Raw genomic sequence first — 20,598 nt, 5'->3', positions numbered from 1 at the left:
AGGGCGGCAACAGATATCGCCCCATTCATGATGCTTGGGAAAGGAATCCAAAAGAATTTTTCTACCCAAAATCTTTTACCCTTCCTCCCCCCATGCCCGCCCCTGACCGCATCCAAATCGATGAAGTCCTGCCCCCCAGAGTCGCAGGCAGGCCCCCTGCAAAGCTCGCCCAGGAGTCCGAGATCGCGCGCTTCCTCGCCAAATGGCTGGATAACTGGCTGCGCATTCCCGGCACCAATTTCAAAATCGGTCTGGACCCCATCCTCGCCCTTTTCCCAGGCGTCGGCAGTACCGTCGCCTCCGGCGGTGGCCTCATCATCCTCGCCGAGGCCATCCGCTCTGGCATTAGCGTCCCCGTCCTCATTCGCATGGGCGGAAACATGCTGCTCAATACCCTCTTCGATTTTCTTCCCATCGGCGGTCCCGTTGTCAGCGCGTTCTTCAAGTCCAACATGCGGAACCTCCGCCTACTCCAGGACTGGCAGGCCGGGCATCAGCAGACCATCCGCCGCAGCACCACCCGTCTCTTCATCATGCTCGGCGTGCTCATGATATTTCTCGTGGCCATGCTCTTCGGCCTTTTCGCCTTCTATGTTTGGCTCCTCAAGGCTACCGGTTTAGTGAAGTGAAGTGAATTATCGATCCGGACATATCCAAGAAATGGTTATTTGTTACGTAACCTGTCCAATAGTTTTTTTGCCGACGGACAAACGCTTTCCACCTTGCTGGGGTCAATGGCTTTGAGTAGATCAAAAGCTGCTTTACCTTTGGAATAAGCTTTCTTTCCACAGTCAGCCGTTGCTTTAGACAATGCTTGAAAAACAGACTCTTTTGGAATCTCCTCTAGATTAGCCCATTTCGGTATAGCACTGTCTCTCCAGCAGTCATGAAAATATTTCTGTAAAGCTTCCCGATCTGCAAGAAACCATGTTTCCATGCAAGTAATCATTAGATACGCATCCTGGTCCCCGGCTTGGGGTGGCTTCTCCCAGTTGTCAGCCTTCCTGGACTTAAGGTGCTTCCATGCGTCGCAGCCCTCCGCGACCAAGTCCTCGCTATCTACTAGCAGTAAGGGCAGTTCGTCTGCTTTGCGGATTTGCAAAGCCCTTTTATAAGCATCGAACGTTTGATTACGGCCTCCACCTCGGATTATAGCAGGCATACGCCCCTTAAGCCCTGCTTTTTCGAAAAACGTTGCCCACCCAGATCGGAAATCTGTATCTTGAAGTGGCGAATCTCCCCCTCCTTCAATGTAGAGTTTAATTTTCACCAGCGATTCCCTCCCAATTCGCCTTTACTCCACAAATCTCCCAGCGAATATTTTTCCAGCCAGACAGCCATACGTTCTGCGTTGAGGCGTTCAAACACTGACTCCCCATTATGTTTCTCACAGACAATTACGCTTTCTGGATCATCCCCCAATGCGTCTACAAGCATTCGGGAATGGGTTGTTACCACCAGTTGTGTTCTTTCAGAAGCTTCTTTTAGCAACTTTGCAATCTGAGGAATGACATCAGGATGTAATCCAAGCTCAGGTTCTTCGATGACTATTAACGGAGGTGGCTTTGCATCCAGAAGAATAATAAGCAAAGCCAGATATCGCAGCGTTCCGTCCGAAAGTCGGCTAGCAGGAATTTCCCGTTCCCCCAATTCAGTTAAAAATAGTTGTAAATTCCCTCCGGCAACTGGCCGTGCCTTGATGCCTTGAACATCCTCATACAAAGTTTGTAACTCAAGAATTACACGGGCTTCCACAGCACTTGGCATATCCGCCACCATTAAGGCAAGATTTTCACCTGCCCGACTAAGAACATCGATTCGACCATCACCTCTGGATGGGGAGCGAATACCTGACTGTGGCCCAAAACACCAGTCTCTATACATTTGAATGCCTGAATACAGTTTCTCTAAATATTCGAAAACTTTGTACCGACCCGGATCACGAATCTGTGCCAAAATTGAGGCGCTAGAATTTAGCTCGTCGTGGGGAATAGTCCTTATGACATCGAATCCATCGGGACCCGTTGAATCGTGAAAATGGGCGACAAAAGGTTTTTTACTGACATTCATCCTGTAGAACCACCAAGGAGAATTAGACTGATCTACAGATTGAATACTTTCAATGCGCTCATTAGCCATTCTAAGCATGTGATTAGATGCATAAAACTGCATTTCGTGAAGCACTCCACTACCATTAGGCTTGGAAACTACCCATGAGACTGAAGCAGGCGGTGGTGCATCATCGAGATTCCAATCTCCCTTCCACATCCATTCATCAATGCCACCATTATCCATAATGGGTCCGGCAATTGAACGCCGCGGTGAAGGAGCTTCACGGAAAAGATTAATAACCTCCAATAGATTACTTTTTCCTGACCCGTTCGGCCCGATAAGCACATTCAGCTTCCGCATGTCCAAATCGACTCCATTTGGGCCGAAGGATAACAGTCCGGAAACTTTCAGGTTTTGAATTAACATTGTAGGTATATTAGACGATCTGGACAGTATTCGCAATATTCGGCTGCTTTCTTGCCCAGATGAACCAAAGCTTTTTTCAAGCAGGTCCTGAGCTCCTCACCGCGCCCTCAAGATCGCCTCCGCCACCCGCATCCCGTCAGCTGCGGCGGAGATGATGCCTCCCGCATATCCTGCCCCTTCACCGGCCGGGTAAAAATTCTTCAGCGAGACACACTCATAGCTCACCGGATCCCGCGGAATGCGCACCGGGGCCGAACTGCGTGTCTCCGCGCCCGTCAGTACCGCATCTTCCAGGTCAAATCCGGGCAGACTTTTGTTGATGCGAGGCACCGCTTCCTTCAGCGTCGCAATCACGGATTCGGGCAGCACCTCACGCAGATCTGTCCACACTACCCCAGGCTCATACGAGGGCTTCACTGATCCCTGGCTGGTCGAGGCGCGCCCGGCAAGGAAATCCCCCAAAAGCTGCGCCGGGGCGTGATAGTTACTGCCACCCGCTTCATAGGCCCGACGCTCGATCTGCCGCTGGAACTCGATGCCCGCCAGCGGGTGCGCTTGCCCATAGTCCTGGGGTCCCACCTCAACCATGAATCCCGCATTCGCATTCGCCTCAGCTCGCGCATAGCTGCTCATGCCATTGGTCACCACCGTTCCCGGTTCTGACGTCGCCGCCACCACCAGCCCCCCTGGGCACATGCAAAAGCTATACGCGCTGCGTTCAGTATCGCAGTGCGCCACAAACTTATACGGTGCCGAGCCCAGCCGCTCATGCCCCGCCCATTTGCCAAACAGCATCTTATCCACCAGCCGCTGCGGATGCTCAATGCGCACCCCCACCGAGAACGGCTTCGGGTCAAAAGGGATCCCGCGCTCATGCAACATCGCAAAGGTATCCCGGCTGCTATGGCCGATGGCAAAGACCACTGGGCTGCCCTCGATCACCGCCCCGTCCGCCAGCACCACCGCGCGCATCACACCGTTTTCGATCACCACATCACTCACCCGCGAGCCGAACCTCACTTCGCCTCCCAGGGAGATGATCTCCTCCCGCACATGCCTCACCACTTTGATCAGCCGGTCCGTGCCGATGTGCGGCCGTGCTTTGATCAAAATATCCTCAGGCGCACCCGCCGCCACCATCTCCTTCAGCAGCCAGGGGATACGATGCTCCCGGTCACGGATCTGCGTATACAGCTTTCCATCGGAAAAGGTACCCGCGCCCCCTTCCCCATACTGCACATTGGATTCTGGATTAAAGTCCCAGCCCCGCCGCCAAAAGCCCGTCACATCACGTGCCCGGTCCCCCGCCGCCTTGCCCCGCTCCAGCAGGATCGGTTTTAAACCCGCCCGCGCCAGCAGCAGCCCCGCGAATAATCCACAAGGCCCCGTCCCCACAATCACCGGCCTCCCCTGCCCCCCCGCTGCTTGACCGCCTTGACCGCCTTGACCAACCTTGACCTCCACATAAGTCTCATCCGGTGCCAAAATAACCTTCGTGTCCTCCTTCAGCGCTTTCAATACCCGCGCCTCATCCGCCACCTCCACCAGGAGAGTATAGCTGAAATTCACATGCCCACGCCGGGCATCAATCGCACGCTGCTTCACCGTATAGTTCGCCTCCTTCACTCCAAGACGTTTCAGCAAGGCCGCACGCAGGTCGGCATCGGTATGGTCCACAGGGAGATTGAGTTGAGAAACTTGCAGCATGAGGGGCGGCGGTTCCGTTCGTTCATTCCTGCCATTGTTGCAACCAGATGACTGACGTCCTTGCCATTGCGGCTCTTCCCTTCCACACTGCCGCCCCTCATGATCCTTTTTTCCAAACCCGCCATCCAGGGCGAATGCCTGCCTTGCAAAAATTCGTCTTTGGCGGGTGAATAACTCGATCTTGAGTATCTGCCGATTCATTTTCTGACCCTTCCGCTCAACGATGCCCGAACCTACCACCACCAAGAAACTCTGGGACCGCACCGCCTGGAAGGATGCCGCCTTTTTCCTGCGCTACCTTCGTCCTCACTTCAATGTGTTCATTCCAGCCTTGATCGCTCTTGCCCTCACGGCAGTTCTGACGGTCATTTTTATCAATCTCCTGGCAGAAGTGGCAGGCAAAGGCCTCGGCGGTGCCCAGGGCCCCGAATGGATGGCGGAGCTGAAGCAATCCGTCCTCATCATGGTCGCCATCGTCGCCACACAGGCCTTCATCGCCTTTTGGCGCATCATGCTTTTCGCCAAAGCCAGCGAGCGAGCCCTCGGGGCCCTGCGTATGGAGACTTTTAGCCGCATCATTCGGCTGCCAATGGGCACGCTAAATGTGCGGCGTGTAGGTGAACTCGGTTCCCGCCTTGCCAATGACGTGGAGTCCATGCGCGAGACGCTGGTCCTAACCATCCCGATGCTCATCCGCCATACCGTGATGCTACTGGGCTGTCTCATCTTGGTATTACAGATCTCGGTCAAGCTGGCCCTCGTTATGATCGGCACCATCCCGGTCGTCATTGTCATGATCGCCATCTTCGGCGCTCGCATCCGTAAGTTGACGCGCAAAGCGCAGGACAATCTGGCAACCTCTCAGGTCATCGTTGAAGAAAGCCTTCAGAGCATCATCAGCGTCAAAGCGTTTGCCAATGAAAGCCATGAGATCGCCCGCTATAACCAAAATCTGGGCAATTTCCTCACCACGGCCATTCGCGCCGCCGCTCCTCGGGCAGCTTTCGTTTCATTCATCATTTTTGCTTTCAGCCTCGCCCTCATCGTCGTCACCTGGGTTGCCTTGACCATGCTCAGCAAAGGCGAAATTCCTGCGGCGGAGCTTTCCCGTTTCGCCGCCCTCAGCGGTTTGATCGGTGCCTCCTTTGCCCAGTTTTCTGAACTCTTCACCCAACTCCAGCGCACCTTGGGGGCGACAGATCGTGTGCGCGAGATTCTTCAGGAGCCGACCGAGCCGGAAGCACTTGATGCACCCAAAACTCGTTTCCGGGGGGAGATCGCCATGGAGGACATCAGCTTTGCTTATGCCACCCGTCCTGATGCGCCCGTTTTAAGAGAATTTTCACTGAATGCCAAAGCCGGCCAGCGCATTGCCCTCGTCGGCCCCAGCGGCAGCGGCAAGACCACCGCCGTTGCCCTGCTTTATCGTTTTTACGAGCCGACCAGCGGTCGCATCATGGTGGATGGTCAGCCCATTGCAACCATGCCTCTACCGACTTTACGGCGCAACCTAGCCCTCGTCCCTCAGGAGGTGCTCCTCTTTGGTGGCAGCATCCGGGAAAACATCGCTTACGGCAAACCTGATGCCAGTGAAGCGGAGATCATCGAAGCGGCCAAGAAGGCCAATGCTCATCTCTTCATTGAAAAGCTGCCGGAAGGGTATGACACCCTCGTCGGCGAGCGCGGCACCCAGCTCTCCGGTGGTCAGCGGCAGCGCATCGCCATCGCTCGCGCCATTCTCGCGGATCCAGCTATCCTCATCCTCGATGAAGCCACCAGCAGTCTGGATGCCGAGAGCGAACGCCTAGTCCAGGATGCCTTGGACAAGCTCATGGAAAACCGTACCTCCATCATCATCGCCCACCGCCTTTCCACCGTTCGCCGGTGTGATCAGATCCTCGTCCTCAGCGCGGGGACCATCGTCGAGCGTGGCACTCATGAAGAACTCGTTGGCAAAGAAGGCAGCCTTTACGGTACCCTGGCTCGTTTACAGTTGGAATAAAAAGACAGCATGCCCCGTCTTATGAGCGTGCTGAACACACATTCCTAACCCATGAAAAAACTGATCACTCTCCTAGCCGCCGCGATTGCCCTTCCTCTGCTCGCCGCTGATTTCCCTGAAGGCAGCCCAAAATTCGGCACAGACTACAATGCTGCGCTGGAACAGGCCAAAAAGGAAAACAAACCCGTCATCCTGGTCTTCTCTGCCGCTTGGTGTGGCCCTTGCCAGTCCATGAAAAAGACGGTTTATCCGAGCAAGGAAGTCACCCCCCTTCATGACAAATTCGTCTGGGCTTACCTGGACATTGATCAAGAAGCCAATTCCACGGCTGCTACTAAATACAATGTCGAAGGCATCCCCCATATCCAGTTCGTCGGAGCCGATGGCAAAGACCTGGGTAACCAGGTCGGCAGCAGCAGTTCCCCTGAATTCGCAGGCACTTTGGAAAAAGTCCTGAGCAAGACCAAATAATCCCAGCTCATTCTTCCCACCTGGCCCACCTGTGATCATTCGCAGGTGGGTTTTTTCATATCGGGGCCTGTCCTATCCAAAGAGTGTCGGCAAGAAAGCATTTTCGCCACTTGGCCCAACTCGGCATCCCACTCCCTTGCCACCTCCCCTGGCCGCACCGAATGTGGGTCAGGATGCTGGTTGCTCATCTCACCCCACGCCAAACGACAACTCATGCCATGGGGAAAAAATCCCCGCGTGGGGAAAATCACCCCCCCATGGGGAACTCCATCCCCATCAAATCCCCATCACAAACCCTTCATTATCAAAGACATACATTGAAAAATCCCCATATGGGGAAAAATTAAATTCGCTTCCCCATCCCCCAATTCCAACCCTCAGAGCAATAAATCACCCATTCCAACGTCCTACCTCTGTGCAGAGACTGGTCTCCGGCACGTTTAACGCTTAGAAGTGAACGACATCCCGCGTTCCCTGTTCATACCTCTGTCATGTCCACCACCCTGGAATCCCCCCCTCACACCGCTGAGAAAAAGGTCGAGCAGACCGAAGCCGGCAATTATTTCGTCAGCAATTATCCCCCGTTCTCCTTTTGGAAGCCGGACCAGGTGCCTGTCGTTGAGGGCGTACTCGCCAGACCCGCGCCCACAGACATCCCCCTGGGAGTCTATTTCCACATCCCTTTTTGCCGCAAGCGTTGCCACTTCTGCTACTTCAAGGTCTATACCGATAAGAACGCCTCCGAGATCAAGGCCTACATCGATGCAGGCATGCGTGAGATGGAGCGCTTCGCCAAGCAGCCTTACATTTCCGGGCGCAAGGCCCACTTCGTCTATTTCGGCGGTGGCACCCCCAGCTACCTGAGCATCCCCCAACTGAACGACCTCACCAACCGGATGAAGGATCTCGTTAGTTGGGATGGCGCTGCGGAAGTCGCCTTCGAAGCTGAGCCGGGTACTCTCAACGAGAAAAAGCTCACCGGTATTCGTGAAGTCGGCGTCACCCGCCTGAGCCTCGGCGTGGAGAACTTTGATGATCACATCCTGGAAAGCAATGGCCGAGCCCATCGCAGTGGTGAGGTAAATAAAGCCTATCACTTCGCCCGCACCCTTGGTTTCGAACACATCAATATCGACCTCATCGCCGGGATGATGAATGAGACCTGGGAAAACTGGAAAGATACCGTCGCTAAGGGCATCGCTCTCGGGCCTGATGCCGTCACCATCTATCAGATGGAGGTGCCTTATAACACCACCATGTATAAGCAGATGAAGGAGGAGGGCAAAGTCACCGCCCCGGTGGCCGACTGGCAGACCAAGCGCGACTGGGTCAGCTACGCCTTTGATGAATTCGTCAAAAATGGTTATACCGTCACCAGTGCCTATACCGTGGTCAAAGACCCTGAGCGCATCAAATTCGTTTACCGCGATGCCCTTTGGGAAGGTGCTGATCTGCTGAGCTGTGGCGTTGCCTCTTTTGGCCACCTCGGCGGTGTTCACTATCAAAATCAGGCTGAAGTGGGACCCTACATGCAAGCTGTGGATGCTGGCCAGCTCCCCATCTTCCGGGCCTATGAAACCAGCCACGAAGAACGCTTCGTCCGCGAATTCATCCTCAAGCTGAAGCTCGGCCACAGTGAATTTGGATACTACCAGGAGAAATTTGGCCAGGATCCTTTAACCTTCTTCGCCCCTCAGTTGAACTACCTGCAGAGCGAGGGTTTTGCCAAGCTCACCGATAAAGACATCACGCTGACTCGCGACGGCCTGCTGCAAGTGGACCGTCTGTTGCACGATTTCTTCCTGCCCCAGCACCGCCAGTATGCCCGCTACACTTGATGCTCCCCAACGGTCTGAAGCCGTCCGTGAAGATGATCTGGCACCGCTGGTGTTCTTTTATGGCATCGGCAGCGCCCGCCCCCGTGTGACCTTTGTGGAGCCGGAGGAGCTTCCAGAGCACGAGCGCTGGCTCCTCGTTCATGACATTGACATGACTCCCCGCCTTCGGGACGGTCATGGCTGCGACATTGACCTCGACGTCCATGCCCGCGCCCGCATTGGCAACTACCTCGTCCGTGCCAGCGTCCTCAACCGCCGCAGCGATGGCAAGCCCGTTGAATTTGGTGCCATCGGCATTCACCTCGACCTGTTACCGGAAGAAGCCCAGGCCCTCGTCATCGAAGGCCGTGTTCCCTTCGGGGCTATTCTGGAACGTTACCAGGTCCCCCACAGCAGCCACCCTCGCGGGTTCTTCCGCATCGCCGTGGATGCCCGCCTCGCTGAACTCCTCGGTGCCACCAGCGGCCAGATCCTCTTCGGCCGCTGCAACGAACTCCGCCACGGCACCGGCCGTGTTCTCGCTGATGTGGTTGAGGTCCTGCCAAGAGGGATGTAGAAACGCCTGATGATGATACCAGGAGAATGTAACAAAAGCTTCGGCGAACCCTTTTTTAACCAACTCATTCTCCATCTCGACGGCACTCATGCCGGGCCGATGAATATGGCGGTGGACCAGGCCTGGCTGGAGCATAGCACGGTCCCCGTACTTCGGATTTATACCTGGGATCAGCCGACAGTGACGCTGGGGTATGCGCAGAGCCTGCCGAAACTCCAGGATGCCCTTCCTGGTTGGCCGGTGGTGAGGCGCTGGACAGGGGGCGGTGTGGTCCTGCATCAGGAAGACTATACCTATTCAGTCATCGTACCGCCTGCGGACCCATGGTCGGAAACTACTGCTCTGGAGAGCTATCGACGTATCCATGGCTCCCTTGCAGAAGCGTTGAGTGCCAATGACCATCCTGGGTGTAGGCTAGCCCTTCAAGAGGATGTCATTGAGGCACCCTTTTGTTTTGTCGCCCCTGCTGTGCATGATGTCATCCGGGGCACCTCAAAGGTGGCCGGGGCCGGCCAGCGTCGGGGTAAGCTGGGTCTATTGCATCAGGGCAGCGTACAGCAGGTCATCCTGTCGCCCGAGTTCTGGCCTCAATGGGCCTCCCGTCTGGCTAAGGAAGTACTCATTGTGAATACCGCGCCTCAACCGGTAATGACACGCGCCATTGAGCTGGAACAGAAACGCTATTCCCTGCCGCAGTGGCTTGCGGAAAGGGATGATCTGATTGGCCGCTGAAGCACTCTCCCTTGTCATGCTCATCTTCGTGTACGGCACCTTAAAACGCGGCGGATCCAACCATGGATACATGCGCGGACAGCAGTTCATCGCTGAAGCGGATACGCTCCCGAAGTATCGACTTTATGACCTGGGCGGATATCCGGGCATGGTAGCCGCGGAGTCCGATGGCTTGAGCATCAGCGGTGAGATCTGGGAGGTGAATACCGATGGTCTGGGCCGGCTGGATGCGCTTGAGGACATTGAAGGCGGGGAGTATGCCCGAGAGCGTATCCCCATGCTTCCACCTCATGATGAACTGCAAGTGGAGGGATACCGCTACCTCTTTCCCGTGACTGGCTGTCGGGATCTTGGCAGGAGTTGGTAAAGTCGCGACTTCAGTGAACGTTTAGACAACCATGGCATTCTGTATTCGATCCGCCCTCGCTTTGGCCTGCATGTCGGCCCTGCCCCTCGCAGGCGCTTCGGTGGACTATGCCCGTGACATTCAGCCCATCTTTGCTGAGCATTGCCTGGAATGCCATGGCCCGGATGACTCCAAGGGCGGCCTTACCTTGACCTCCCGAGAACAAGCCCTGAAAGCCCTTGAAAGCGGAGCGCACGGCATCGTTCCGGGCAAGCCTGAACAAAGCGAAGTGGTCGCCCGGGTGACGAGCGATGACCCGGATGAGCAGATGCCTCCGCCCAAACATCGGGCCAAAAAACCCATCACCCAACGTGAGACGGAACTGCTTCGCCAATGGATCGCCGAAGGGGCAAAGTATGAACTGCATTGGGCCTACAAACCGGTCGTCAAGCCAGCCGTGCCGAAGTTTGATCACCCGGTGGATTCCTTTGTCCGCACCCGCCTTGCGGCTGAAGGATTGAAACCCTCGCCTGAGGCCGACCGCATCACCCTCATCCGGCGCGTTCATTATGATTTGTTAGGCCTGCCACCCACACCGGAAGAGGTGGATTCGTTTGTGGCTGACAAGTCACCCGCAGCTTATGAGTCCATGCTTGATCAGGCGCTCGCCAGCCCGCATTTTGGTGAGCGCTGGGGCCGCCACTGGCTGGACATGGCCCGCTATGCAGATAGCGACGGTTATGAAAAGGACCGCCCACGCCCCGATGCCTGGCGTTACCGTGACTGGGTGATTCGTGCCATCAATAACGATCTGCCCTTTGACCAGTTCACCATTGAGCAGCTCGCCGGTGACCTGCTGCCAAACCCAACCCCGGAGCAAATCGTGGCCACCGCTTTTAACCGGCAGACACTGACGAATACCGAAGGCGGCACGGACCAGGAGCAATTCCGGATCGAAGCCTGCATGGACCGCACCGAAACCGTGGGAGCCGTGTGGCTCGGCCTAACCGTCGGTTGTGCAAGATGTCACACGCACAAATACGATCAGATCACCCACCGGGAGTACTTCCAGCTCTTCGCTTACTTCAACAATGGCGATGAGGTGGTGCGGCAGGCTCCCGTTTCTCCTGAGGAATGGAGCCGTTATGAAAAAGCAAACGGAGCATCCACCCGCAAACTGATCCCTCTTCAAAAGGCGCTGGATGAAGCCAGGACCCATGTGCCAGAAACCCTGCCCCAATGGGAGCCCGCCATCCAGACACGACTGAAGCAAGCCCGCGAAAACCAGGCCATAGCCGCCTTTGCACCAGTCAAGATTACAACGGTCAAAAGCAAAGCAGGAAGTACTTTCAAGATCTTGGATGATGGCTCCGTGCTGGCCTCTGGTAAGCAGGCCAATTCAGACCGCTACACCCTGGAAATACAGGCCACCGACCAGCCAGTGTACGCCATCCAAATACAGGCCCTCGCTCATGATACCCTCCCTGGCAAAGGCCCCGGACGCAGCCCAAGCGGAAACTTTGTGCTCAGTGAAGTTAGTCTTTCTTCGGCTGGCAAAGTATGGCTCCTTCATTCGCCCTCGGCGGACTTTGAGCAGAGCAGCTTCAAGGCAACTGCTACGATTGACGGCAAGCCAGACACAGGCTGGGCTGTTAAAGGCAAGCTCGGCAAGTCCAGCACCCTGACCATCCAACTGGCTGAACCCATTCCCCCCAAGCACAAGATCACCCTGCACCTTGATCAAAACTACGGGCGAAACGACCATAATCTAGGTTGCTTCCGAGTTCTTGCTTCCAGTGTAGAAACTGAAGATTCCATCGCACCAGCAGCGGTAGTGAAGATCCTGGATGAAGAACCGCGCCGCCGAAATCCCGTGGTGATTCAGGCTCTCTATGACTGGATGGAGAAGACGGATCCGCGAGTCATCGCTGCCGCCTCCGCCTTGAAGGCAGCCCAGGACAAACTGCCCGCACCGCCCCTGATGGATGTTCGCGTTCTCGCTCAGCGTAAGGATTCTCGGCAGACCCATATTCTCTATCGCGGCGACTTCCTGCAACCGACGAACAAAGTCGTGCCAGCCACGCTTGATGTCCTTCCCAAAAAGAAGGCCGCAAATGGGACTCGGCTGGATCTGGCCAAGTGGCTTGTCAGCCGGGATAACCCATTGACATCTAGGGTCACGGTAAACCACATCTGGGGCAAGCTGTTCGGTGAAGGACTGGTAAAAACGTCAGCCGATTTTGGGGTGCGCGGTGACCGCCCGACTCACCCGGAACTGCTGGACTGGTTGGCTGCTGATTTTATGGACCAGAAATGGAGCCGAAAGACGCTGATCAAAAACATCATGATGAGCGACACCTATCGTCAGCAGTCCAGAGACCGGGAGGAAGCCTCTGCGAAAGATCCGAAGAATGAACTGCTATGGAAGCAGAACCGGCTGCGTGTAGAAGCCGAAATCATGCGAGATCTAGGGTTAGCAACCAGCGGCTTGCTGGCCCCGAAAGTCGGTGGCCCTAGCGTGTTTCCACCGATGCCCGCGGATGTCGCCGCTTTGAGTTATGCCAATAACTTCAAGTGGACGACGAGCCCTGGAGAAGACCGTTACCGGCGCGGGCTGTATACCTTTTTCAAACGCACCTCCCCGTACCCGGACCTGACCACTTTTGACTGCCCAGACTCCAATGTGGCCAACGTCAAACGCACCGTATCGAATACACCGCTACAGGCACTGACCACCTTGAATGCCCAACCCTACAACGAGAGCGCGCAGGCCCTGGCGCGAAGGGTGCTGCAAGAGGAATACACGACCGATGCAGAGCGTCTGACCCGCGCCTTCCGCCTCTGTGTCAGCCGTATACCAGCCCCTCATGAACTGAATGCACTTTCTGAACTGCTGAAGGAAGCCCGATACCACTATCAATCCTCAGCCGAAGAGGCCAAAACATCTGTGGGAGCCTATACAGTTAAGGATATACCGGACTCTGAAACCGCAGCCTGGATCGCCACGACACGTATTCTCCTGAACATGGACGAATTCATCACCCGTGAATGATATTCGCAGTGGAAACGGAGTATAGGCAACACTATCAGCGCGGATGCTAGTTGAACGATTCAAATACACCATCTGGGCCGCTGACATGACGCGAGCCATGAAGTTCTATACAGAAGTCTTCGGAGCCAAAGTCATCAAGCAGAACGCCCACATCATTGAAATGGAGATCTGCAACGGCATCCTGTCCATCCATGGCGGCGGCGAAGGAGCAAAAACCTGGACTGGACTCACCTTCCAAGTCCCGGATGTGATCGCAGGAGCCGCCGAGATCGTCGCCGCAGGTGGCCAGTTGACTCGTGAACCGCAGCCCGAGGATGACGAGCCGCCGCATCTGGCTATGTGCGTGGATCCAGAAGGCAACGAGATCATGCTCACCCGAAAAAGGTAGCTCTGAGTTCGATTTGCAAAGGTAATAAAAAACCTCTGGGCGGACAGACCGCACAGAGGTTTTTTAATAATTGGTTAGTTCAACCCAGGGGATGGATCAGATGGTCTTGCGCTTACGCTTGACGTTCAACTGAGCGGTGCTGCGCTGGATCATGGCCATGACGGCGGCAACTTCTTCCTGCTGTTCGCCTGGCTTGATGCTATCGAGGGACTGCTTGGCGCGGGCCAGAGCTTCCTCGACGGCTTTCTCATCAATGTCGTCGCTATTGACGGCCATGTCGGTGAGCACACGGGCAGTGCTGCCGGTCACTTCGACGAGGCCTTCGCCGACGGCGAGTTCCGTGGTCTTGCCACTTTTTGTGTAGCGCAGTTCGCCATACTGAAGAGTCGTCACCAGCGGGGCATGAGCAGGCAGGACGCCGATCTCCCCATCGTATCCTGGGAGCACGACTGAATCTACTTCATCTGAAAAGATGCGAGCTTCAGGAGTAACGATTTCGAGTTTGATGGGCATGGGAAAGGTCGGAGAATCAAGTGGGTCAGGAGGCCAAAGGGTGTCAAGGTGGTGAACTGTCTTGACGGGGTGACCACCTTGACCTTTGACCGGGCCGGCTTACGCCTTCGGCACAGTGTCGATGCCGCCCTTCATGTAGAAGTTGGCTTCAGGCACGTCGTCATGCTTGCCGTCCAGGATTTCAGCGAAGCCTTTGACGGTGTCTTTGACGGAAACGTATTCGCCTTTGGTGCCGGTGAAGATTTCGGCCACGTGGAAGGGCTGGCTGAGGAAACGCTGAAGCTTACGAGCACGGAAGACGATGAGTTTGTCTTCATCGGACAGTTCGTCCATCCCGAGAATGGCGATGATGTCTTGAAGGTCTTTGTAGCGCTGAAGCACGCGCTGGACGCCACGGGCGACGCGGTAGTGTTCTTCACCAACGATGTCTGGGGCGAGGGCCTTGGACACAGAGGAAAGAGGATCCACAGCCGGGTAGATGCCGAGCTCAGCCAGGGAGCGCTCAAGCACCACGGTGGAGTCAAGGTGAGCGAAGGTGTTAGCCGGAGCTGGGTCAGTCAAGTCATCCGCAGGAACGTAAACGGCCTGGAAAGAAGTGATGGAACCGCTCTTGGTGGAGGTGATTCGCTCCTGCATGGCACCCATTTCGGCGGCCAGTGTTGGCTGATAACCCACAGCGGAAGGTGTACGACCCAGAAGGGCAGACACTTCGGAACCGGCCTGGGAGAAACGGAAGACATTATCCACGAAGAGAAGCACGTCCTGGTTCTTCTCATCACGGAAATATTCAGCCATGGAGAGAGCGGAAAGAGCAACGCGGAGACGAGCACCTGGAGGCTCATTCATCTGTCCGTATACAAGAGCCACTTTGGATCCTGGCTCGCTGATGTAACCGCCCTGGGCGTTACGGACGATGTCATGACCTTCCTTCTTCACCTTGATAACGTCGGACTCGATCATTTCATGGTAAAGGTCATTGCCTTCACGAGTACGCTCACCCACACCGGCGAACACGGAGTAACCACCGTGGCCTTTGGCGATGTTGTTGATGAGCTCCATGATCACCACCGTCTTACCCACGCCAGCACCACCGAAGGCCCCGACTTTACCACCCTTGGTGAAAGGGCAGATCAGGTCAATGACCTTGATGCCTGTTTCAAGGATCTGAGCGGAAGGGTTCTGGTCCACCAGGGCGGGTGCCGGACGGTGAATCGGGTAACGCTTCGTGGTGACAGGAGCAGGCTGGTCATCAATAGCGTCACCAGTGACGTTGAAGATACGACCCAGAACTTCTTCACCCACAGGGACGGTGATCGGAGCGCCAGTATCGGTGACGTCGATGCCGCGCTTCAGACCTTCTGTGGAGGACATGGCGACGGAGCGGACCCAGCCATCACCCATGTGGCTCTGCACTTCGCAGGTAAGCTTGGTGGTCTTGCCGCCAAGATCAAAATTGATCTCCAGCGCGTTATAGATCTCAGGCAGCTTTCCTGTGGCGGAGAAATCTACGTCCACCACGGGACCGATGACTTGAACGATTTTGCCGATGTTGCTCATGGGTTGATTTGAAATAGAAGATTGAAAGAGGTGAGATTACTCAAGAGCCATCTTGGCGGTGGTGATTTCGAGAAGTTCGTTGGTGATCGCTGCCTGGCGCAGTTTGTTGTATTCGAGGCTGAGATCCTTGAGCATCTGCTTGGCGTTGTCGGTGGCATTTTTCATGGCCACCATCCGGCTGCTGTGCTCTGAAGCGCGGGCTTCGAGGACCATCTGGAAGATGGTGCCATTGACATACTGAGGCAGCACGGTTTCAAAGACAGTGGCTGCATCCGGCTCAAAGGTATAATCTGGAACGTCTGCGGCGTTAACCTCTGCCGAGGTTTCATCAAAGTTACGCTTACCGCCCAGGGTCACCGGATTGACAGGCAGGACCTGCTCAATGGAAGGCACCTGGGTGACGACGTTGATGTAGTTGTTGAAGGCGACGAGCACCTTCTTGTATTCACCAGTGAGAAACTTTTCCTGAAGAAATTTCCCGACGACGCGGGTTTCAACAAATTTGGCAGGATCCTTGATCGGGAAATCGGCGATCAGGGTCTTGCGGAGACGGCTGAGTCCCATGCTGGCTTTACGACCGATGGTGACGTATTCGACCTCACCCTCAATCGGGGTATTGACCAGCTTCTTGAGAAGGTTGGTATTCAAAGCACCGCAAAGACCTTTGTCGGTAGCAATGACAAGAACGAGGGTCTTGTTGCCCGCACCTTCAGAGAAGAAAGGATGAATCCCCTCTTCTGCACTGGTTTTGAGGCTGACGAGAATCTTGTTCATCAACTCGGCATAGGCACGGCCATTGGAGGCCTGGTCCTGCGCCTTCTTCATCTTTGCAGCCGCGACGAGCTGCATGGCCTTGGTGATCTGGGCCGTGTTTTTTACCGATTTGATTCGGCGGCGGATGTCGCGGGTGGAGGGCATGGGAGAAGAGACTTTAAACCACTAATTATCACTTATGGACACTGATGGCGGGAACCAAAGAATGAAAAAGAGTGCTGTTGCAGGGCGTTACCAGTTAACGGACAAATTACTTCCAGGCGGCTTTGAAGTCTTCAAGAGTGGTCTTGATGTCAGCTTCAACATTGTCGAGAGCTTTTTCATTCGCGAGTTTTTCAACCAGCTCAGACTTGCGCTCGGTGAGGTAGGTTTCCAGCTTAGCCTGGAATTCCTTCACGCGGTCAACGGAGACGCTGTCGAAGTATCCCTTCTGCATGGCATAAAGGCTGATGACCATGATAGGCAGGCTCTTCGGCTGATACTGCTGCTGCTTGAAGAGCTCCACGATGCGGGCACCACGATCAAGCTTGGCTTTGGTAGCGGCGTCGAGGTCTGAACCGAACTGGGCGAAAGCAGCGAGTTCGCGGAACTGAGCCAAGTCGAGCTTGGTGGTACCGGAAACCTTCTTGATGGCCTTCGTCTGAGCGGCAGAACCCACACGGGAGACGGAAAGACCGACGGAAATAGCGGGGCGGATCCCCTGATAGAAAAGATCAGTCTCAAGGAAGATCTGACCGTCCGTGATGGAGATCACGTTGGTCGGGATGTAAGCAGAGACGTCACCAGCCTGGGTTTCAATGATCGGCAGAGCGGTCAGGGAGCCACCACCGTAGTTTTCGTTCACACGAGCGGAACGCTCAAGCAACCGTGAGTGGAGATAGAACACGTCACCCGGATAGGCTTCACGACCGGAAGGGCGCTTCAGCACGAGGGAAACCTGACGATAAGCAACAGCCTGCTTGGAAAGGTCATCAAAAACGATGAGGGCATCCTGTCCCTGGTCCATGAACCACTCACCGATGGAGCAGCCTGTGTATGGGGCGAGATACTGGTTCACAGCGCTATCGGAAGCCGAAGCGTTCACGATGACGGTGTATTCCATTGCACCAGCGTCTTCGAGAGTCTTGACGACGCGGGCGACGTTGGACTGCTTCTGGCCGATGGCGACGTAGATACAGTAAAGAGGCTTGTGGCCGGCCAGCTTGCCCTGCTCGGCTGCTTTGTTCTGCTGGGCCTGGGAGATGATGGTGTCCACCGCGATGGTGGTCTTGCCGGTGGAGCGGTCACCAATGATGAGCTCACGCTGGCCACGGCCAATCGGGATCATGGCGTCGATGGACATGATGCCAGTCTGCACAGGGACGGACACGGACTTACGGGTAATGATGCCAGGAGCAAGCTTTTCAACCGGGTAGTGGGCATCGGCATTGATCGGGCCTTTGCCATCCAGAGGCTCACCCAGGGTGCTGACGACACGACCAAGAAGGGCCTTGCCAACAGGGACCGAAAGGAGACGACCGGTGGTCTTCACTTCGTCACCAGCCTTGATGCCTTCGGAGGAGCCGAGAAGCACGCAGCCGACTTCGGTTTCTTCAAGGTTAAGAGCGAGACCGAACTGACCGTTCGAGAACTCAATCATTTCATTGAGCATGACATCGCTCAAGCCTTCGATCTTGGCTGCGCCGTCACCGATCTCGCGGACCACGCCGACATTGGATTTGGTGACCGCCGTCTTGAGTCCGGCGATTTGGGATTCGATCTCCTGGAGGATGTTGCTCATGATAACTGCTGGTTTTGAAAAGGGAAAGTGAGGGTCGGGTGCCGAACGTTAACGCTTAGGAAAGAGAGGCCTTGAGGGCTTCGAGACGGGCTTTGACAGAGCCGTCCCAGACATCGCTACCAACCTTGACGCGAATGCCGCCAAGAAGATCAGGATTGATGTGAAATTCGAGAGCGAGTTCGCGACCGTATTTCTGGGAAAGACTGGATTTGAGGCCGGCCTGAATGTCGGCGGTCAGGAAAGTAGCGCTCTCAACGATGGCGCGCTGACCTTCTGTCTCATGACGGATCAGGGAAGCGAAAGCATCCAGCATCCCAAGGTAGCCACGCGGCTTGCTGGTGATGATTTTGTTCACGACCAGACGCACGCGGGACTCATCCAGCTTGCCGTCCACAAGGCAGACGCGGAAAAGCTGGCGAGAGGTGCGGCGGACTTCCTTGCTGATTTTCATGATCGTGAGGGCGAGGAAAAATTACAGGCTGACCTGAGTGGAGGTTTCCTGGTTGATGCGAGCCTGGTCGTCGGTGTTAAGGACCTTGCCAGTGACGCGGGTGGTGGCATCCGAAACCATGCGGCCGAATTCGCTCTTAAGCTGTGCCATGAGCTGCGCGTGCTCCAGATTGGCGGCTTCGCGGGCTTTGGCGAGGATCTGACCAGCTTCCTGAATGGCTTCCTGCTGACGCTTTTCAGCGAGGGATTTAGCGCTGTCACCAGCCTCTTTAACGAGACGGTTGGCATCGTCGTTGGCCTTATCCACGATGGCCTGAGCATTCTTCTCAGCTTCAGCGAGGTCACGAGCGATTTTTTCGAGCTTGGACTCACCATCGGAAATGCGCTGACGACGCTGCTCAAGCATGGCCAGGATAGGACCAAAGGCCTTGGTCTTGAGGACATAAAACACGACAAGGAAAATCAGGACCTGCGCGATCAGTTTTGGCAATTCGAGGCCAAACTGGTCTGCAATGTCGGAGGCTGCGAGGAAGGTCGTGGTCATGACAAAATCAAATGAGTGAGCGGGGGTGGAGGTGGCGGCCAGCGAGTGACCGCCACCTCCGGGGGAGGATTAACGGCCCTGGAACGCGATGATCAGAGCGTAAATAGCGACGGCTTCAGCCAGCGCCATGCCGATGATGGCCAGAGTCTGGATGCTGCCAGCAGCGCCTGGGTTACGGCCGACAGCTTCCACTGCCTTGCCACCGATAAGACCGATGCCGATAGCGGCACCAGCACCGGCGAGACCCAGGGTAAGGGAACCGGAGATGCCGACAGGAGCGGCAGGAACGACGGCAGCAACTTCAGCTGCCATGGACATGATTTCCATCATCATAGTGTATTAGTCTTTTTTGTATTTGGTTGATCTGGCCGCCGCCCACACTCATAGGCATGGTCCCGACGGCCAAAGGCTTCAGTGGTGATCGTGATCGTGCCCCTCATCATGATGTTCATCATGAGTGGTGGAGAGCTGGATATAAACGGCGCAAAGGAGGGTGAAAACGGCAGCCTGGAGAAGGCCGACCAGGAGCTCCATAAAGTAGAAGGGAATCGGAGCAATGGTGGCGATGATGAACTTACCCACGCTGCCCAAACCAAACATATCACCCAGGGTCATCATGGTGTGCAGGAGAGTTTCACCCGCATAGATGTTACCAAAGAGACGAAGAGAAAGCGAACCCGGACGGAACATGATGGAGACGATTTCAATCGCACCCACCAGAAGGAAGACGAGAGCGATGAAGACGCCCATCAACCCCTTTGCGCCACCTTTTGGCCCGAATGTATGCTTGATGAAACCCCAGACACCCAGTTCACGAATGGTGAGATAAAGCCAGATGAGCATGAAGCACAAAGCCATGCCAAGCGTCATGTTGAGGTCAGCAGTTGCGGGGCGAAGCAGAGGAGCCGTGATATGGTCCAGGCTGAACATGCCGTGGCCATGGCCCCAGCCAATGGTCCCAACGCCTGGAAGGAGGCCGAAATAGTTAGAAACAAGAATGAAGATAAAAAGAGTCGCCAACAGAGGGAAAGCACGGGGCGCCTGCTTGGGCCCAACGATGGCTTCCACCTGATTATAGACAGCCTCAATGATCGACTCGAAGAAGTTCTGCCACGGGTGCGGAATTAGAGTCATTTTGGAGGTGGCCTTGTTAGCCATCCAAATGATGATGCCAGTGACAATAGCAGCCACGAAACAGGAGTTGGTGACGAAATGCCAGAAACTCTCCCGCTCGCCACCAAGCAGAGACACGGCCTTGCGGCTCACTTCAGCGAGCACAATGGCGGATGAGGGAAAGGTAAAACTTACGTCCATAGCAAAAAACGGGCCGGGTCGGCGGAGAGTGTTTTAGCAGCCGGGCGGGGAGAGGCAAGACTTATTTGTGAAAAATTTCACAAAGTCATCCGTGCC

20 protein-coding genes are annotated in these 20,598 nt (G+C 55.5%); 9 read left to right on the top strand and 11 right to left on the bottom strand.

Annotated elements, in window-relative coordinates:
* Positions 1-92: 92 nt before the first annotated feature.
* Entirely contained in the window at positions 93-629 is a 537-nt protein-coding gene (locus EI77_RS19860) for a DUF4112 domain-containing protein (RefSeq protein WP_166647387.1), read from the top strand.
* Positions 630-664: 35 nt separating this feature from the next.
* Here the strand turns inward: EI77_RS19860 and EI77_RS19855 are convergent, their stop codons facing one another.
* From EI77_RS19855 to EI77_RS19845, 3 genes are all read right to left on the bottom strand, one after another.
* Positions 665-1,270 carry a DUF4276 family protein gene (locus EI77_RS19855; protein ID WP_133797051.1) on the bottom strand — a complete coding sequence of 202 codons (606 nt, stop codon included), beginning with the start codon at positions 1,268-1,270 and terminating at the stop codon, positions 665-667.
* On the bottom strand, positions 1,267-2,478 hold the full coding sequence (locus EI77_RS19850; RefSeq protein WP_133797050.1) for an AAA family ATPase: 1,212 nt from the start codon (positions 2,476-2,478) through the stop codon (positions 1,267-1,269). Before EI77_RS19850 ends, EI77_RS19855 begins: the two co-directional genes overlap by 4 nt.
* Positions 2,479-2,574: 96 nt before the next feature.
* The gene (locus EI77_RS19845) at positions 2,575-4,185 is read right to left on the bottom strand and encodes an NAD(P)/FAD-dependent oxidoreductase (protein WP_133797049.1); all 1,611 of its coding nucleotides are present in this window, start codon (positions 4,183-4,185) and stop codon (positions 2,575-2,577) included.
* 223 nt (positions 4,186-4,408) lie between these two features.
* Here EI77_RS19845 and EI77_RS19840 point away from each other — a divergent pair, with 223 nt between their 5' ends.
* The 8 genes from EI77_RS19840 to EI77_RS19805 all read left to right on the top strand — a co-directional run bounded on the left by EI77_RS19840 (position 4,409) and on the right by EI77_RS19805 (position 13,570).
* Positions 4,409-6,187 carry an ABC transporter ATP-binding protein gene (locus EI77_RS19840; RefSeq protein ID WP_133797048.1) on the top strand — a complete coding sequence of 593 codons (1,779 nt, stop codon included), beginning with the start codon at positions 4,409-4,411 and terminating at the stop codon, positions 6,185-6,187.
* Between the two features lie 51 nt (positions 6,188-6,238).
* Positions 6,239-6,658 carry a thioredoxin family protein gene (locus EI77_RS19835; protein ID WP_133797047.1) on the top strand — a complete coding sequence of 140 codons (420 nt, stop codon included), beginning with the start codon at positions 6,239-6,241 and terminating at the stop codon, positions 6,656-6,658.
* Positions 6,659-7,149: 491 nt separating this feature from the next.
* Complete coding sequence (locus tag EI77_RS19830) at positions 7,150-8,496, top strand: coproporphyrinogen-III oxidase family protein (RefSeq protein WP_133797046.1); 1,347 nt, start codon at positions 7,150-7,152, stop codon at positions 8,494-8,496.
* Positions 8,480-9,052, top strand: coding sequence for a hypothetical protein (locus EI77_RS19825; protein WP_133797045.1), 573 nt, complete (start codon positions 8,480-8,482; stop codon positions 9,050-9,052). Before EI77_RS19830 ends, EI77_RS19825 begins: the two co-directional genes overlap by 17 nt.
* Positions 9,053-9,061: 9 nt before the next feature.
* The gene (locus EI77_RS19820; RefSeq protein ID WP_133797044.1) at positions 9,062-9,784 is read left to right on the top strand and encodes a lipoyl protein ligase domain-containing protein; all 723 of its coding nucleotides are present in this window, start codon (positions 9,062-9,064) and stop codon (positions 9,782-9,784) included.
* A 16-nt stretch (positions 9,785-9,800) separates the two neighbouring features.
* A complete protein-coding gene (locus tag EI77_RS19815) occupies positions 9,801-10,151 on the top strand; it encodes a gamma-glutamylcyclotransferase family protein (protein WP_133797043.1) in 351 nt (116 codons plus the stop codon).
* A 70-nt stretch (positions 10,152-10,221) separates the two neighbouring features.
* The gene (locus tag EI77_RS19810; protein ID WP_166647386.1) at positions 10,222-13,182 is read left to right on the top strand and encodes a PSD1 and planctomycete cytochrome C domain-containing protein; all 2,961 of its coding nucleotides are present in this window, start codon (positions 10,222-10,224) and stop codon (positions 13,180-13,182) included.
* 43 nt (positions 13,183-13,225) lie between these two features.
* Positions 13,226-13,570, top strand: a complete 345-nt coding sequence (locus EI77_RS19805) for a VOC family protein (RefSeq protein ID WP_133797041.1) — start codon at positions 13,226-13,228, stop codon at positions 13,568-13,570.
* Between the two features lie 96 nt (positions 13,571-13,666).
* On the opposite strand, the gene atpC is transcribed toward EI77_RS19805, so the two are convergent.
* The 8 genes from atpC to atpB all read right to left on the bottom strand — a co-directional run bounded on the left by atpC (position 13,667) and on the right by atpB (position 20,502).
* Positions 13,667-14,083, bottom strand: a complete 417-nt coding sequence (gene atpC / locus EI77_RS19800; protein WP_133797040.1) for an ATP synthase F1 subunit epsilon — start codon at positions 14,081-14,083, stop codon at positions 13,667-13,669.
* A gap of 99 nt (positions 14,084-14,182) precedes the next feature.
* Positions 14,183-15,640, bottom strand: a complete 1,458-nt coding sequence (gene atpD / locus EI77_RS19795; RefSeq protein ID WP_133797039.1) for a F0F1 ATP synthase subunit beta — start codon at positions 15,638-15,640, stop codon at positions 14,183-14,185.
* A 36-nt stretch (positions 15,641-15,676) separates the two neighbouring features.
* A complete protein-coding gene (atpG, locus tag EI77_RS19790; RefSeq protein WP_133797038.1) occupies positions 15,677-16,558 on the bottom strand; it encodes an ATP synthase F1 subunit gamma in 882 nt (293 codons plus the stop codon).
* 106 nt (positions 16,559-16,664) lie between these two features.
* The gene (atpA, locus tag EI77_RS19785; RefSeq protein ID WP_133797037.1) at positions 16,665-18,194 is read right to left on the bottom strand and encodes a F0F1 ATP synthase subunit alpha; all 1,530 of its coding nucleotides are present in this window, start codon (positions 18,192-18,194) and stop codon (positions 16,665-16,667) included.
* Between the two features lie 55 nt (positions 18,195-18,249).
* Entirely contained in the window at positions 18,250-18,645 is a 396-nt protein-coding gene (locus EI77_RS19780) for a F0F1 ATP synthase subunit delta (RefSeq protein ID WP_133797036.1), read from the bottom strand.
* 21 nt (positions 18,646-18,666) lie between these two features.
* Positions 18,667-19,188: a F0F1 ATP synthase subunit B gene (locus EI77_RS19775; protein WP_133797035.1), complete on the bottom strand. Its 522-nt coding sequence runs from the start codon at positions 19,186-19,188 to the stop codon at positions 18,667-18,669.
* Positions 19,189-19,257: 69 nt separating this feature from the next.
* On the bottom strand, positions 19,258-19,500 hold the full coding sequence (gene atpE, locus EI77_RS19770; RefSeq protein WP_208300425.1) for an ATP synthase F0 subunit C: 243 nt from the start codon (positions 19,498-19,500) through the stop codon (positions 19,258-19,260).
* A 99-nt stretch (positions 19,501-19,599) separates the two neighbouring features.
* The gene (gene atpB, locus EI77_RS19765; protein ID WP_133797034.1) at positions 19,600-20,502 is read right to left on the bottom strand and encodes a F0F1 ATP synthase subunit A; all 903 of its coding nucleotides are present in this window, start codon (positions 20,500-20,502) and stop codon (positions 19,600-19,602) included.
* Between the last annotated feature and the right edge of the window lie 96 nt (positions 20,503-20,598).

Source organism: Prosthecobacter fusiformis (assembly GCF_004364345.1).
Classification (GTDB): Bacteria; Verrucomicrobiota; Verrucomicrobiia; order Verrucomicrobiales; family Verrucomicrobiaceae; genus Prosthecobacter; species Prosthecobacter fusiformis.
Note: the sequence above shows the minus strand (reverse complement) of the source record. Positions and strands in the feature narration are given on the sequence as shown.